Genomic DNA, 13,040 nt, shown 5'->3' with positions numbered 1-13,040 from the left:
ACGGCCGGGCGGCGGGGGCGGCGGCGGACCGGAGGGCCGGGGGAGGTGCGCGTCAGTCGTTCACGGCCGTCAGGAGGACCACCGCGTCCTCCAGGGCGGTCAGTCCGTGCCGTTCCTTGGGGATCATGCGGAGCGTGCCCGTCCGCAACTCCTCGGCCCGGCCGGCCGCCGTGAGGTCCACCCGGCCCCGCAGCACCTGGAGGCTCGCGGCGGGGGGCGCGTTGTGCTCGTCCAGGGACGTGCCCGCCGTCAGGGCGATGACGGTCTGGCGGAGCACCCCGTCGTGCACCACCAGATGGGCGCTCCGCCCGTGCGGCGCGGTACGGGCCGCGGCCAGGTGCTCGTCGGCGAGGGCGGTGAGGTCCGGGGTCATGTCTCTCCCTGCGGGGTGCGCGGGCGGGTGTTCCCAGCGTCTCCCGCGACGGCGGGGACGCAAGTCGGGGCCGCCGCCCCGTCCTGCTCGGGGCCTTCACGGCGGCGGTCGCCGCGCCGGAGGCCGCCCACCCGCGCCGGGACCCCCTCCCGGGTGACGAGAGTCCCCGGTCCGCCGTCGGGGGCCGGGCGAGCGCGGTGTCCGCGTCGGCTTCGCGTCGGGGAGGACCCCGTCCGCGGAGAACCCCGCCGGGGGAGAGGCGTCCCGGGAGGAGTCCTCCACCGGGCGGGGCGTTCCGCCGCGCCGCCCCCTCAGACCGCCGCGTCCGGGCCGCTCCGCGCGATGACCGACGCCGTGTCCAGGCCCGCCGGGAGCGTGCCGAAGGCCAGGCCCCGGTCGCCGTCGAGCCGCGAGGCGCAGAACGCGTCCGCCACCGCCGGGTGCCCGTGCCGTACGAGCAGCGAACCCTGGAACACGAGGGCGAGGCGTTCCACGAGCCGTCGCGCCCCGTACGCCGCCGTGTCGGGGTCGCCTGACCCCGACAGCTCCTTGCGGAGCCCCGCGACCGCCGCGTCCAGGCGCCGGTCGGCGCCCGCGCCCCGGTCGACCTCCGCGAAGAACGCCTCCACCGCCCGCGGCTGACGGTCCATCGCCCGCAGCACGTCGAGCGCGGCCACGTTCCCCGACCCCTCCCAGATCGAGGGCAGCGGCGACTCCCGGTAGAGCCTCGGCAGGCCCGAGTCCTCGACGTAGCCGTTGCCGCCCAGGCACTCCAGGGCCTCGGCCGCGTGCGCGGGCGCCCGCTTGCACACCCAGTACTTGGTGACCGCCAGGCCGAGCCGCCGCAGCTGCTCCTCCTCCGCGTCGCCGCGCGCCGCCCGGTCCACCGCCCCGGCGAGCCGCAGCGCCGCGAGCGTGGCCGCCTCCGCCTCCACCGCCAGGTCGGCCAGGACGTTCCGCATCAGCGGCTGGTCGACGAGCCGCGCCCCGAACGCCCGCCGGTGCGTGGCGTGGTGGACCGCGTGCACGAGCCCGAGGCGCATTCCGGACGCCGAGCTGACCGCGCAGTCGAGCCGCGTCATGTTGACCATCCGGATGATGGTCGCCACCCCGCGCCCCTCCTCGCCGACCAGCCGGCCGAGGGCGCCCTCGTACTCGATCTCGGAGGAGGCGTTCGACCGGTTCCCCAGCTTGTCCTTGAGACGCTGGAGGCGGATCGCGTTGCGGGTGCCGTCCGGCAGGACGCGGGGCACCAGGAAGCAGGAGAGGCCGCCGGGCGCCTGCGCGAGGGTGAGGAACACGTCGGACATGGGGGCCGAGGTGAACCACTTGTGGCCGGTCAGCGCGTACAGGCCGGGTTCGCCCGCCGGGACCGCCCGGGTCGTGTTCGCCCGGACGTCCGAGCCGCCCTGCTTCTCGGTCATCGACATCCCGGCGATGATCCCGCGCTTCTCCGTCGGCACCCGCAGCCCGAAGTCGTACGACGGGGAGGCGAGCAGCGGCTCGTACACCTCGGCGAGCTCCGGCTGGACGCGCAGCGCGGGCACGGCGGCGTACGTCATCGAGACCGGGCACAGGTGACCGGCGTCGGCCTGTCCCCACACGAACACCTTGGCCGCGCGCGCCACGTGGGCGCCCGGCCGTTCGTCCCGCCAGGGCGCACCGTGCAGTCCGTGCCGCACGGCCACGTCCATCAGGGAGTGCCAGTGGGGATGGAACTCGACCTCGTCGATCCGGTGGCCGTACCGGTCGTGGGTGTGGAGGACGGGGGAGTGGCGCTCGGCGAGGCGTCCCCACTCCTGGGCCTCCGCGCCACCGGCCCGCTCGCCCAGCTCGCGCACCTCCGCCTCGGCCCAGCCGGCGCCCTCCCGGCGCAGCGATTCCAGGAGCGCGGGATCGGCGGAGACGTCGTGACCGGTCAGCGGGGGGACCTGGTTGGTGACCTCATGGGTGGTCGGCATCGTGGACTCCCAGTGCGCGCAGGGTGAAGGTGACGAGTGCGGGTACGGTGCCGGGCCCGACGGACCCCTCCGCCAGCGGGCCGACGAGCGCCTCGGCGCCCGCCCCGACCAGTGCCGAGGCCGTCAGGACGGGGTCCTGGGGCGGCAGTTCGCCCGTGCGGACGCCCTCCTCGATCCGGGCGGCGAACACGTCCCGGAAGGCGCGCCGGAAGACGAGCCGTTCGGCGTCCACGGCCGGGTCGACGGGTTCGGCGAGCAGCGCGTAGGCGAGGCGCGGCGACCTCAGGGCGCGCCGGGCGAAGGTCTCGACCACGGCGACCACCCGCCCGGCCGCCGTGCGCTGCGCGGGATGTCCGGCCGCGTCGGAGACGGCCGCGACCTCCCGGCGGACCACGGTCCTGAAGAGTTCGACGGCGAGTTCGGCCTTGCCGTCGAAGTGGCGGTACACGCTGCCGGTGGCGATCCCGGCCCGGGCGGCGACGGCGGCCACGGTGCAGCCCGCGTATCCCCGCTCGGCGAGCAGTCCGAGCGCCGCCTCCACGACGGAGGCGCGCTGGGCGTCGAGCCGGGCCTGGACGGCGGGGGTGCGTCGATAGGGCACGGAAGAAGTGAAGCAGCGATTCAGTTCTTCCTCAAGGGGCCGGACGGAGCCCTCTCCTCGCCGCGCCCGGGGCGGGAGGCTCCCCGCGAACCGGGGCCTCTCGTTCCCTTCCCGGTCCCGGAACGCCGAACGGGCCCGTGCGGACCCCGGCGGGGTTCCGTACGGGCCCGTTCCGGGCGGACGGGGGGTCAGCCGGTGAAGACCTCGACCAGGGACCAGATCGCGAGCCCCGCCATGCACACGCCGCCGACGCGCTGGACGGTCTTGAGGGGGACGCGCTTCGCGATGAAACGGCCCGCGACCAGGGCGAGGGCGGAGACGCTCATCAGGGCGGCGAGCGAACCGATCGCCGTGGACCAGGTGCCGTTGGTGGCGGCCAGGTTGGCGGTGGTGATCTGGGTCAGGTCGCCCCACTCGCTGATGAAGACGGCCGTGAACGCGGTCGAGAAGACGGGCCAGAAGCCGGTGACCGTCCGGCCGCCGGTGTCGTCGTCCTCGTCGTCGTCCCCGCCGCGCAGCAGCATGAAGGCGCCGAAGCCGAACAGCAGCGCCGAGACGAGTTTGACGATCCACCCCGGGAGGAGCCCGAGCAGGCTGCCGGCGCCCACGGCGATGGCGACGTGCGCCAGGAAGGCGGTGGAGGTGCCGATCCACACGTACAGGGGACGCATGCGCGTGCCCATGGCGAGGGACGCGAACATCGTCTTGTCGGGAAGTTCGGCGAGGAAGATCAGCCCGAAGGCGGTGAGGATCGCCAAGGGGTCGAGGTGCATACCGGGGCTCTCTGCTCGGTCCGGGCCCGGGCCCGCGCGACGCCTCTACGGGCGGCAGGAGGACCACTCGGCCCGGCATGACGGACCACGCCCACGGAGGCGCGGGCGCGGTTGATGCCTGGCCGAAGGTCTCGCCCGTCCACGGCGTCCGTGGACCCGGCCACCGGGAACCCGGGGGTTCCAGTGTGTCGACGACCGGTTCGCGGGGCTACTCCCCTTCGCTGCCCACCAGTCTAACGGACTGCGGCCCGAAGGGAGTAGACACTGTCTACTCGGGCTTGGTAGACAGGGGCCGTGCGGGGAGACGACGACCACGACGGTCACAACGACTACGACGGCCACGACGAGCACGACGGCCACGAGGACGAAGGGGGCGGCGAGGACCACGGGGGCGGAGGGCTGCGCGGGCGGCTGGTCCGGGCCGGGGTCGAGCTGGTGGACGCCGAGGGCGTCCAGGCCCTCTCGCTGCGCGAGATCGCCCGGCGGGCCGGCGTCTCGCACGGCGCCCCCCGCCGCCATTTCCCGGCCCACCTCGACCTCCTGTCGGCCGTCGCCCGGGAGGGCTTCGCCGAACTGGCCGCCCGGATCGCCGCCGGGGACCGGGAGGACGCGGCACCGCGCGAGCGGATCGCGCTCCTCGCCCGCGTCTACCTCGACTACGCCGGTTCCCGGCGCGGCATGTACGAGCTGATGTTCCGGCACGACCTCCTGGAGAGCGGACGGCTCGGACTGCGCGGGACGAGCCTGCCGCTCTTCGCCCGGCTCACCGGGCTGGTCGCCCGCGTCCGCCCCGACGCCGATCCCGTCGTCGCCGCGGGAGCGCTCTGGGCCAACCTGCACGGCATCGCCCAGCTCCGCCACTGGGGCAGCCTCCGGCTCGCGACCGGCGGCGACGACCCCGCCCCGCTCCTCGCGGCCGCCCTCGACGCCCACCTCGGACCGGCGGAGCCGGCCCCGTGACCCGGCGTCGCACCCCCGTCCTCGCCTGCAGCGTCGTCGGCGCCGCCGTCGTCGCCCTCGACGGCACCGTGCTGACCGTGGCCCAGCCCGCCCTCCAGCACGACCTGGGCGCCGACACCGGCCGGATCCAGTGGACCAGCACCGGCTACCTGGTGGCCGTCGCGAGCCTCCTGGTGTTCGCCGGCCGCCTCGGTGACCGCCACGGCCACCGCCGGGTCTTCACCGCGGGGGCCCTCGGCTTCGCCGCCGCCTCCGCCGGCATCGCCCTGGCCCCCGGCATCGGGACCGTGATCGCGCTGCGCGTGCTCCAGGGAGTGTGCGGGGCGCTCCTCCAGCCCGCCACCCTCGGCATGCTGCGCACGGCCTTCCCGCCCGACCGGCTCGCCACCCCGATCGCCGTCCGCACCGCCGTCATCGGCCTCGCGGCCGCGGCCGGTCCCCTCGTGGGCGGCGCGCTGGTCTCCTCGTACGGCTGGCGCTCCGTCTTCCTCCTGAGTGTGCCCCCGACCGTCGCGATCGGCCTCCTGGCCCTCGCGACCCGGGAACCGGTGCCGTACGGGGCGGACGCCCCCGCAGGGAAGGCGCCGGGGCTCCCGGGGCCCGCCCGGGGCCCGCTCCCGGGCGGGTCGGCCGGACCCGGGCGGGGCCTCGCGGCGCTCGATCTCCCCGGCGCCCTGCTGCTCGCCGTCGCCCTGGGCCTGCTCGTCCACGGGCTCGTCGTGACCGCCCGTCCCGGCGGTGCCGGGGCCGGCGCGCTCGGCTGTGCCGGAGCCGTCGCCGCCGGGATCGTCCTCGTCCGTCACGAGCGCCGCGCCGCGCACCCCCTCCTGCCTCCCGAAGTGCTCCGGAACGTGCCGGTCGTCGCGGGCCTCGCCGCGCTCCTCGCCGCCTCGGCGGCCCTCTTCGGCGCGCTCTTCGTGGCGACGTACTTCCTCCAGGACGTCCAGCGGCTCGACCCCCTCGCCTGCGCGCTGCGCGTCCTGCCGCTCGCCCTCCTCATGGTGCTCGGCGCGCCGCTCTGCCCGCCCCTCCAGCGCCGCTTCGGCCCCCGCCGCACGGCGACGGGCGGCGCCGCGCTCCTCACGCTCGGCGTCCTGCTGCTCTCCCGTCTGGACGCGACGGCCGGTGCCGTCGCCGTCGGGGGCTGCTCCGCCCTCCTCGGCGCCGGCTTCGTCACGCTCATGGTCGTCGCGACCTCGGTCGTCGTGCGCCGAGCGCCCGGGGCCCACGCCGGAGTGGCCGGCGGGCTCCAGCAGACCGTGATGAACGCCGGGCCGGCGGTCGGCGTCGCCACCGCGACCCTCCTGCTCACCCTCGTCCCGGACGGAGGGTTCGTGCCGGTCCGGGGCGCCGCCGTCCCGGCCATGGCGGTGCCCGCCGCCCTCGCGCTGCTCGCGGCCCTCGCCCTGCCCCGCGCCGCCGAACGCCCGGGAACGCGTCCGGAGCCCGCGCCGCGCCGTCCCGACGGTCGGCCCCGCGTGCGGCCGTGAGACGGCCTCGGTCCGTCCGCCCTACGCCTCCGGGCCCCCGCCGCCCTCCGGGCGCCGGCCGGACGGCACCCGGGAGCGGGCCGCCTGTTCGGCGGCGGTGAGCACGGCCTCGACGGCCGTGTCGTAGACCGCCTTCTCGTCGACCAGGGCCAGCGCGCCGGCGTGTGCCCGGGTCGTGGGGTAGTCCGCGGCCGGGAGCCGGGTGTAGACCCGGGTCCAGGTGGTGGCGTCCTTGGCGCGGTCCTCGGGGGGGAGCGAGAGGAGCGCGGCGGAGCCGGCGCAGAGCCCGAGGGCCGTCTCGATGAAGGTCCGGTAGAACAGTGCCGCCCGGTCGGGGTCGAGGCCCGAGCGGGCGAAGCCGGAGAGCAGGAGCTCCACCATCCGGTGCTCGGCGGGACCTCCGGTGGTGCGGGCGAAGGTCAGGGTGGTGATCGCCGGATAGCGGGTCTGGACCCGCCACGTGGCCTCGGCGATGCGGCGCAGCGCGTCCTGCCAGGACTCCGTCCCGGGCGTCTCGCCGATCTCGTCGAGCGCCAGCTCGATGGTGCGCTCGCACAGGGCGATCAGCAGTTCGTCCTTGTCGCGGAACATCCGGTAGAGCGCGGTCACGTCGACGTCGAGTTCCCGGGCGAGCCTGCGCATGGTGAGACCGGCGGGGCCGTCCCGCTCGGCGACCCGGAACGCGGCCTCCACGGCCTCCTCCGGGCGCAGGCTCCCGCGCGCCCGCCGCCCGCGCGGTCCGCCGGGGTCCTCCCCGGCGTTCCGGGAGTCCTCGGTCGCGGTCTTCTTCGCCATCGCTCTCCTCGGTCGGGGCCGCTCCCTGCCGGTGCACGACCTTACAACGGTTGTTCACCAGAAGTTGGCAACACCATTGACAACAGTGTTTCGAATCGGGTTCCGTGGTCCGCGCCCCCCACCCGGACCCCCTTCTTCCGGTCCGTGGCCCCCTTCGCCCGACGAGTCAGGAATCCCATGAGCCGGTACCTACGTGTCGCCCTCGTCCAGACGGCCCACGAGAGCCCCGAACAGTTCGCCGACGGCCTGCGGGCCCGCATGAAGTCGCCCAACGCGGCGGAACTCGTCGTCTACCCCGAGCTGCACCTGTGCCCCGCGGGGGACACCACGAGCGTCGAGGAGTACTACGCGGCCCACGCCCAGCCCCTCGACGGGCCGCGCGGGAAGGCCCTCTCCGGCCTCGCCCGCGAGCTGGGGATCTGGCTCGTTCCCGGCACCGTCCTGGAACGGGACGAGAACGGGAACGTCTACAACACGGCCGTGGTCTACGACCCGCGGGGCGAACTCGTCGCGACCTACCGGAAGATCTTCACCTGGCGCCCCTACGAGCCGATGTGCGTCGGCCGGGAGTTCGTCGTCTTCGACATGCCGGGCACCGGCAGGATCGGCCTGTCGATCTGCTACGACAGCTGGTACCCGGAGGTCACCCGGCACCTCGCCTGGATGGGCGCCGAACTCGTCGTCAACCTCGTGCAGACCACCACGACCGGCCGCGCGCAGGAGATCCCGGTCAACCAGGCGAACGCCATCGTCAACCAGATCTGGGTGGCCAGTGTGAACGGGGCCGCCCCGACCGCCCAGGGCCGGAGCCTCCTGATCGACCCCGAGGGACACGTCCAGGCCGCCGCCGTCGGCACGGAGGACACCACCCTGCTCGCCGTCGTCGACTTCGACCGCGTCCCCGCCGCGAGGAAGTACGGCACCGGCGGCGACTCCTGGCCCTGGGACCACTTCGCCCCCGGTGACACCCCCCTGGAGCTGCCCCTCTACAACGGCCGCATCGACCCGGCCACCTGGCGGCCCGCGATCTCCCCCGAGACCCCGGCCGGACTGCGCCCCGCCGGCCCCGTCGTCCTCCGCCGCCCGGCCGCCGGGGGCGAGGAGTCGTGACCGCGACCCGGCCCGGTCTCACCGGCAACCTCTCCCTCGCCTCGGTCGTCGCCTTCGGCGTCTCCTACATGGCGCCCAGCCTGGTGATGGTGATCTTCGGGGTGGTCGCCGTCACCAGCGCGGGCACCGCGCCGACCGCTTTCCTCGTCGCCACCGGAGCGATGCTGCTCACCGCGCTGAGCTACGCGAAGATGGCCCGCTACTTCCCCAGCGCCGGCTCGGCCTACTCGTACGCCAGGAAGGCGATCGGCGCGCCGGTCGGGTTCCTCGTCGGCTGGACCGTCCTGCTGGACTACCTGTTCCTCCCGATGGTCGCCTGGCTCGTCCAGTCGGTGTACCTCAACGCCCAGTTCCCGGCCGTCCCGGTCTGGGTGTGGATGCTCGTCAACGCCGGCCTGACCACGCTCGTCAACATCGTCGGACTCGCCCTCACCGACCGCGTCAACAAGCTCCTGACCGGCGCGGCCCTCCTCGTCGTCCTCCTCTTCGCCGCCTACTGCCTGGTCCACCTCGCGGGCCACCCGCCGCGCTCCGTCACGGAACCGCTGTGGAACGCGGACAGCACGGCACTCGGCGTCTCGGCGGCGGCCGCGGTGGCGGCCTACTCCTACCTCGGCTTCGACGCGGTCACCACGCTCTCCGAAGAGACCCGCGACGCGGAGCGGACCATTCCGCGCGCCGTCGTCCTCGTCGTCGCGGTCGGCGGACTCCTCTTCGCCGCGGTCGCCTACGTCATGCAGCTGGTCCACCCCGGCGGCGTGTTCGACGCCCCCGAGATCGTCGGCTACACGATGTCCGTCCAGGTCGGCGGCCAGACGTTCGCCGACTGGACCAACATGGCGGGCATCGTGGCGGGCTTCGGCTCGGGCCTCGCGGTGCAGCTCGCCTCCAGCCGGCTGCTCTACACCATGGGCCGCGACGGAGTCCTGCCCCGGCGCGTCTTCGGCGTGCTGAACACGCGCACCGGGACGCCGGTGTTCTCCCTCCTGGTCACCGGCGCCATGTGCCTGGTGGGCCTCAACCTGTCCCTGGAGACGGCCACGTCGTTCATCAACTTCGGGGCGTTCCTCGCCTTCACCGCCGTCAACGTGTGCGTCGTCCTCCACTTCCTCCGCCACCGCGACGCCCGCGGCCCCGGGTTCCTCGGCCACGTGGTGCTCCCCGCGCTCGGCACCTGCGTCACGGTCTACCTGATGACGCGGCTCAGCACCACGGCCCTCGTCGTCGGAGGCTGCTGGCTCGCCGTCGGCTTCCTCCACCTCCTCCGGCTCACCGGCGGATTCCGCCGGCCCACCCCCGAATTGGGCACGGACGAGGAGGCGCCGGTCACCGGCCGGGGAGTGCCCGGGGAGCCGGCCGGGGCCTGAGGGACGGGCCCGGCCGGCTCCCGGGGCCTGACGGACGGGGCCCGGCCGGCTCCCGGGGATTCCCGCGAGCGAGGGGATGCACGGGAGCGGGACGACCCCCAGGAGCCGGAGGACCCTCAGGAGCTGTACGGGACGTTCGCCCGCGCCCAGTCGGCCAGCACCCGCGCGCACCCGGCGACCGACTCGCGCCAGGTGCGCGCGGCGCCCTCCCCGGCCTCGTCGCTGACGTGCTTCACGATGCGCAGCGGCACCCCGGCGGCCCCGGCGGCGTGCGCGAGGGCGTACCCCTCCATGTCGACGAGGGCCGCCCCCTCCGCGAGGCGGGCGCGGGCCGCCTCGTCCGAGATGAACGTGTCCCCGGTCGCCAGGACCACGTCACCGCCGTCCGGCAGCGTCAGCGGCGCCCCGTACGACTCGCCCGTCAGCATGGCGAGCAGCCGGCCGTCGAAGTCGTGCTGCACCACGGTGCCGACGACGTGCGTCCCGGTCAGGCCGGGACGCAGCGCGCCGGCCGTCCCCAGGTTCACGATCCCGGACGGCCGGGGCCCCCGGCCGAGCACGGTCGCGAGGGCGGTCGCGGCGTTCACCTTGCCCATGCCGGTGAGCAGGACCGGCAGCTCCGTGTCGAGGAACTGCGCCTCCTCCTTGACGGCGAGCACCAGCAGGGGGCGGTCGGCCGTGATCTGTCCCAAGAGTTCCATGGGGGCCACGCTAGTTCGAGGGCCGGCCCGCCGTACAACCGGCCCGGGGTCCCCTCCCGGCGGTCCGGCCGACGGGACCCGCCGGGGGTTCGTTCCCTCCCCGGCCGGATTCTTCCCGCAGGACGCTTGTGCGCCGTCCCGGTGCCCGGCACGCTCCTCGTATGAACACGGCAAGGCACGCCAGCGAACGCCTGATGAGCCGGCCCTCGCTGACCCCCGGCCGCGCCCACTGCGGCGCCGAGGTCGGACTGGGCACCGCGACGCAGGAGATCGTGCACTTCCACGGCGAGCACGAGGCCGACGTCCACCTCACCCGCGCCATGGTCGCGAAGCTGCGTCCGGCCCTCCTCGGATCGAGCGCCGTCCGCCTGCGCGCCGGCTCCGGCTGGGTGACGGTCCGCCTGGACACGGGATCCGACATCGACCTGCTGGCCACCCCGGTGAGCGCGGCCCTCCAGGCCGGCGGCGTTCCCGACGCCGTCCCGGACGGCTGCACCCGCACCCGGCCGGTCCCCGCGTTCCGCTGAGCCGGGCCCGCCGGCGGGACGGCGGCCCGCCCGGCGCCCCGCCCCCACCCGTTCGGCCGCATCCCGCGATGCGGTGCCGCCCGGCCGGGTACCTCACGAGGCATGCCCTCCACACCCGGTCCGCCGCGCGACGGTGCCCCCACCGAACACGGCCACTGGTTCCCCCGGCTCCACGCCCGCGTCGCCGCCTCCTCCGTCGCCGTCGCGTGGAACAGGGGCCGCGCCATGGAACTCATGCACCGGGCCATGGGCTTCGCGGCGCTCAGCCTGCTCACCCTCGTCCCCCTCCTCATCGTCGTCGCGGCGGCCGACCTCGCCAGCGGCCAGGGCTTCGCCCGCTGGCTCATCCAGGGCCTCGGCGTCTCCGAGGTCTCCCAGGAGGAGGTCGAACGGCTCTTCGGCCAGCCGGGACAGGCCCTCCAGCGCACCACCGCCTTCGGCCTCGCCGCCCTCGCCGCCTTCGGCGTCACGTTCGGCTCCGCCGTGCAGACCGGGTACGAGCGGGTCTGGGACCTGCCCACCGCCCGTTGGCACACCATGTGGCGGCACGTCGTCTGGCTCGCCGTCCTCGTCGCGGCCCTCCTCCTCTTCGTCGCCTTCCCCGCCCCCGAGCACGCCTCCGCCGCCGTCACCGCCGCCGTCGCCCTCGGGGACCTCGCCGGCACCTTCGTCTTCTTCTGGTGGTCCCAGCGCCTCCTCCTCTGCGGCCGCATCAGCTGGCGCGCCCTCGTTCCCGGGGCCGTCCTCACCGCCCTCGGCCTGCTCGGCCTGCGGCTCTTCTCCCAGGTCGTCTTCTCCCCGCTCATCGCCTCGAACACGGTGACGTACGGCGAGTTCGGCACCGTCCTCGTCCTCCAGTCCTGGCTCGTCGGCGTCGGCTTCGTCGTGTACGGGGGCGCCCTCGTCGGCCGTCTCGTCCACGAACACCTCGTCGGCCGTCGCCTGCGCCGCCGCCGGCCGGACGCCGGGTGACCCGGCCGCGCCCCGCCCGGCCGCGCTCACACGATCCGGTGATCCCCCCGCGAGCGGCCGGACGGCCCGGCCCGGCCCGCTTGGATGGGGACGACCCACCGGCCCGTCGAGAGAGAACCGCCCATGACGCACACCTGGCTGCCGCCCGCCGAGTACGTCGCGACCCTGCCGAGAGCGACGGCGTACGCCTGCCTCTACTTCACCGACACCCGGGGCCGCCCCCTCCAGCTGCTCTCCACCTACCACTCCGGGCTGTGGCAGTGGCCCGGCGGCAACATGGACCCGGGGGAGACCCCCTGGGAGACGGCGGTGCGCGAGTGCCACGAGGAGACCGGGATCACCTTCACCGGGGAACCCCGCCTGCTCGCCACCCACTTCACGACCGACCGGGGCGACGAGTGGCCCGCCAACCACATCGGCTTCGTCTTCGACGGCGGCGAGCTGACGGACGAGCAGATCGCCGCCGTCGTCCTCGACCCGCGCGAACACAGCGAGTACCGGCTGCGCACCCTCGCCGAGTGGGAGCGGGAGATGGAGCCGGCGGAGTTCACCCGCCTGGCGGCGGTCGACCGCGCCCGCGGCACCGGCACGTCCGTCTACCTGGAGGACGCCCCGGCGGAGGCCTGACCGCCCGGCGACAGGGCGACGGCGCCACTCGCGGGGCCCGGCCGCGCCCCGCGCCGTCCGGCGGACGGCGCCGGCCGCGGTCGTACGGACCCGCCCGGCGTGCGGTAGAAGTGCGCCATGTGCTGGAGCGCGACGGCCGACCTCTGGGCGGGCCTCGGGATCGGTGCCGCGGGGGTGGCCTCCCTCGCCTCCGTACGCCGCCCCGGGGACGTGCCGCTCGCCGCCCTGCCCCTGCTCCTCGGCGCCCACCAGATCCTGGAGGCCGCCGTCTGGCACGGCGGCGGCGGGGCCGGGCCCGCCACCCTCGCCTGGGCCGTCGTCGCCCTGCCCCTGCTGCCCCTCTGGGTGCCGGCCGGCGTCCTGGCGGCGGCCCGGCCCGCCGACCGTCCCCGCCTCCTGGCGCCGCTCGCCCTCGGCCTCGCGACCGCGGGGTTCCTCGCCCACCGGCTCGCCACCCGCCCCGTCACCGCCGAGATCCGCGGCCACACCGTCGGCTACGCCGTCGACCTGCCGTACGCGCCGCCGGTCCTCGCCGCGTACCTCCTCGCCACCGTCGGCTCCCTGCTCCTCGCCCGTGACCGGCTCCTGCGGCTCCTCGGAGTCCTGACCGGGGCCGGGGCGGCCGTCTGCGCCCTCCTCTGGACCACCGAGTTCGTCTCCACCTGGTGCGCCCTCGCCGCGGTGGCCTCGCTGCTGCTGCTCGCCTGGACCCGGCGCCGGGCCGGCCCCGATCCGCGTCCGATCCGGTCACACCCGTAACCCCCCGGCCGTTCAGCAGTTGAC

At 75.4% G+C, this 13,040-nt stretch carries 14 protein-coding genes; 8 read left to right on the top strand and 6 right to left on the bottom strand.

Features of this window, described 5'->3' with window-relative positions:
* Positions 1–52: 52 nt before the first annotated feature.
* The 4 genes from ACZ3IL_RS16650 to ACZ3IL_RS16635 all read right to left on the bottom strand — a co-directional run bounded on the left by ACZ3IL_RS16650 (position 53) and on the right by ACZ3IL_RS16635 (position 3,708).
* Entirely contained in the window at positions 53–373 is a 321-nt protein-coding gene (locus ACZ3IL_RS16650) for a cupin domain-containing protein (RefSeq protein ID WP_467390973.1), read from the bottom strand.
* Positions 374–684: 311 nt separating this feature from the next.
* Positions 685–2,334 carry an acyl-CoA dehydrogenase family protein gene (locus tag ACZ3IL_RS16645; protein WP_467390971.1) on the bottom strand — a complete coding sequence of 550 codons (1,650 nt, stop codon included), beginning with the start codon at positions 2,332–2,334 and terminating at the stop codon, positions 685–687.
* Positions 2,318–2,935: a TetR family transcriptional regulator gene (locus tag ACZ3IL_RS16640; protein WP_467390969.1), complete on the bottom strand. Its 618-nt coding sequence runs from the start codon at positions 2,933–2,935 to the stop codon at positions 2,318–2,320. The genes ACZ3IL_RS16645 and ACZ3IL_RS16640 overlap by 17 nt, the downstream gene beginning before the upstream one ends.
* A gap of 188 nt (positions 2,936–3,123) precedes the next feature.
* A complete protein-coding gene (locus tag ACZ3IL_RS16635; protein ID WP_467390967.1) occupies positions 3,124–3,708 on the bottom strand; it encodes a TMEM165/GDT1 family protein in 585 nt (194 codons plus the stop codon).
* Between the two features lie 399 nt (positions 3,709–4,107).
* Between ACZ3IL_RS16635 and ACZ3IL_RS16630 the strand changes: the two genes are divergently transcribed.
* Complete coding sequence (locus ACZ3IL_RS16630) at positions 4,108–4,668, top strand: TetR/AcrR family transcriptional regulator (RefSeq protein ID WP_467391340.1); 561 nt, start codon at positions 4,108–4,110, stop codon at positions 4,666–4,668.
* On the top strand, positions 4,665–6,158 hold the full coding sequence (locus ACZ3IL_RS16625; RefSeq protein WP_467390965.1) for an MFS transporter: 1,494 nt from the start codon (positions 4,665–4,667) through the stop codon (positions 6,156–6,158). Before ACZ3IL_RS16630 ends, ACZ3IL_RS16625 begins: the two co-directional genes overlap by 4 nt.
* 21 nt (positions 6,159–6,179) lie before the next feature.
* Here the strand turns inward: ACZ3IL_RS16625 and ACZ3IL_RS16620 are convergent, their stop codons facing one another.
* Positions 6,180–6,953 carry a TetR/AcrR family transcriptional regulator gene (locus ACZ3IL_RS16620; protein ID WP_467390963.1) on the bottom strand — a complete coding sequence of 258 codons (774 nt, stop codon included), beginning with the start codon at positions 6,951–6,953 and terminating at the stop codon, positions 6,180–6,182.
* Between the two features lie 177 nt (positions 6,954–7,130).
* Here ACZ3IL_RS16620 and ACZ3IL_RS16615 point away from each other — a divergent pair, with 177 nt between their 5' ends.
* Together ACZ3IL_RS16615 and ACZ3IL_RS16610 are read left to right on the top strand one after the other, a co-directional pair.
* Positions 7,131–8,063: a carbon-nitrogen hydrolase family protein gene (locus ACZ3IL_RS16615; RefSeq protein ID WP_467390961.1), complete on the top strand. Its 933-nt coding sequence runs from the start codon at positions 7,131–7,133 to the stop codon at positions 8,061–8,063.
* On the top strand, positions 8,060–9,430 hold the full coding sequence (locus ACZ3IL_RS16610; RefSeq protein ID WP_467390959.1) for an APC family permease: 1,371 nt from the start codon (positions 8,060–8,062) through the stop codon (positions 9,428–9,430). Before ACZ3IL_RS16615 ends, ACZ3IL_RS16610 begins: the two co-directional genes overlap by 4 nt.
* A gap of 116 nt (positions 9,431–9,546) precedes the next feature.
* On the opposite strand, the gene ACZ3IL_RS16605 is transcribed toward ACZ3IL_RS16610, so the two are convergent.
* Positions 9,547–10,131, bottom strand: a complete 585-nt coding sequence (locus ACZ3IL_RS16605; protein WP_467390957.1) for a nucleosidase — start codon at positions 10,129–10,131, stop codon at positions 9,547–9,549.
* A gap of 161 nt (positions 10,132–10,292) precedes the next feature.
* Here ACZ3IL_RS16605 and ACZ3IL_RS16600 point away from each other — a divergent pair, with 161 nt between their 5' ends.
* From ACZ3IL_RS16600 to ACZ3IL_RS16585, 4 genes are all read left to right on the top strand, one after another.
* Positions 10,293–10,658 carry a luciferase domain-containing protein gene (locus tag ACZ3IL_RS16600; protein WP_467390955.1) on the top strand — a complete coding sequence of 122 codons (366 nt, stop codon included), beginning with the start codon at positions 10,293–10,295 and terminating at the stop codon, positions 10,656–10,658.
* Between the two features lie 102 nt (positions 10,659–10,760).
* The gene (locus tag ACZ3IL_RS16595; RefSeq protein WP_467390953.1) at positions 10,761–11,630 is read left to right on the top strand and encodes a YhjD/YihY/BrkB family envelope integrity protein; all 870 of its coding nucleotides are present in this window, start codon (positions 10,761–10,763) and stop codon (positions 11,628–11,630) included.
* Positions 11,631–11,753: 123 nt separating this feature from the next.
* A complete protein-coding gene (locus ACZ3IL_RS16590) occupies positions 11,754–12,257 on the top strand; it encodes an NUDIX domain-containing protein (RefSeq protein ID WP_467390951.1) in 504 nt (167 codons plus the stop codon).
* A gap of 117 nt (positions 12,258–12,374) precedes the next feature.
* Complete coding sequence (locus tag ACZ3IL_RS16585; protein WP_467390949.1) at positions 12,375–13,016, top strand: DUF6629 family protein; 642 nt, start codon at positions 12,375–12,377, stop codon at positions 13,014–13,016.
* The last annotated feature ends 24 nt before the right edge of the window (positions 13,017–13,040 follow it).

It is taken from the genome of Streptomyces sp. NPDC014907 (genome assembly GCF_055562975.1).
The sequence above is the reverse complement of the archived record's forward strand: the minus strand, read 5'-3'. Positions and strand labels throughout refer to the sequence as shown.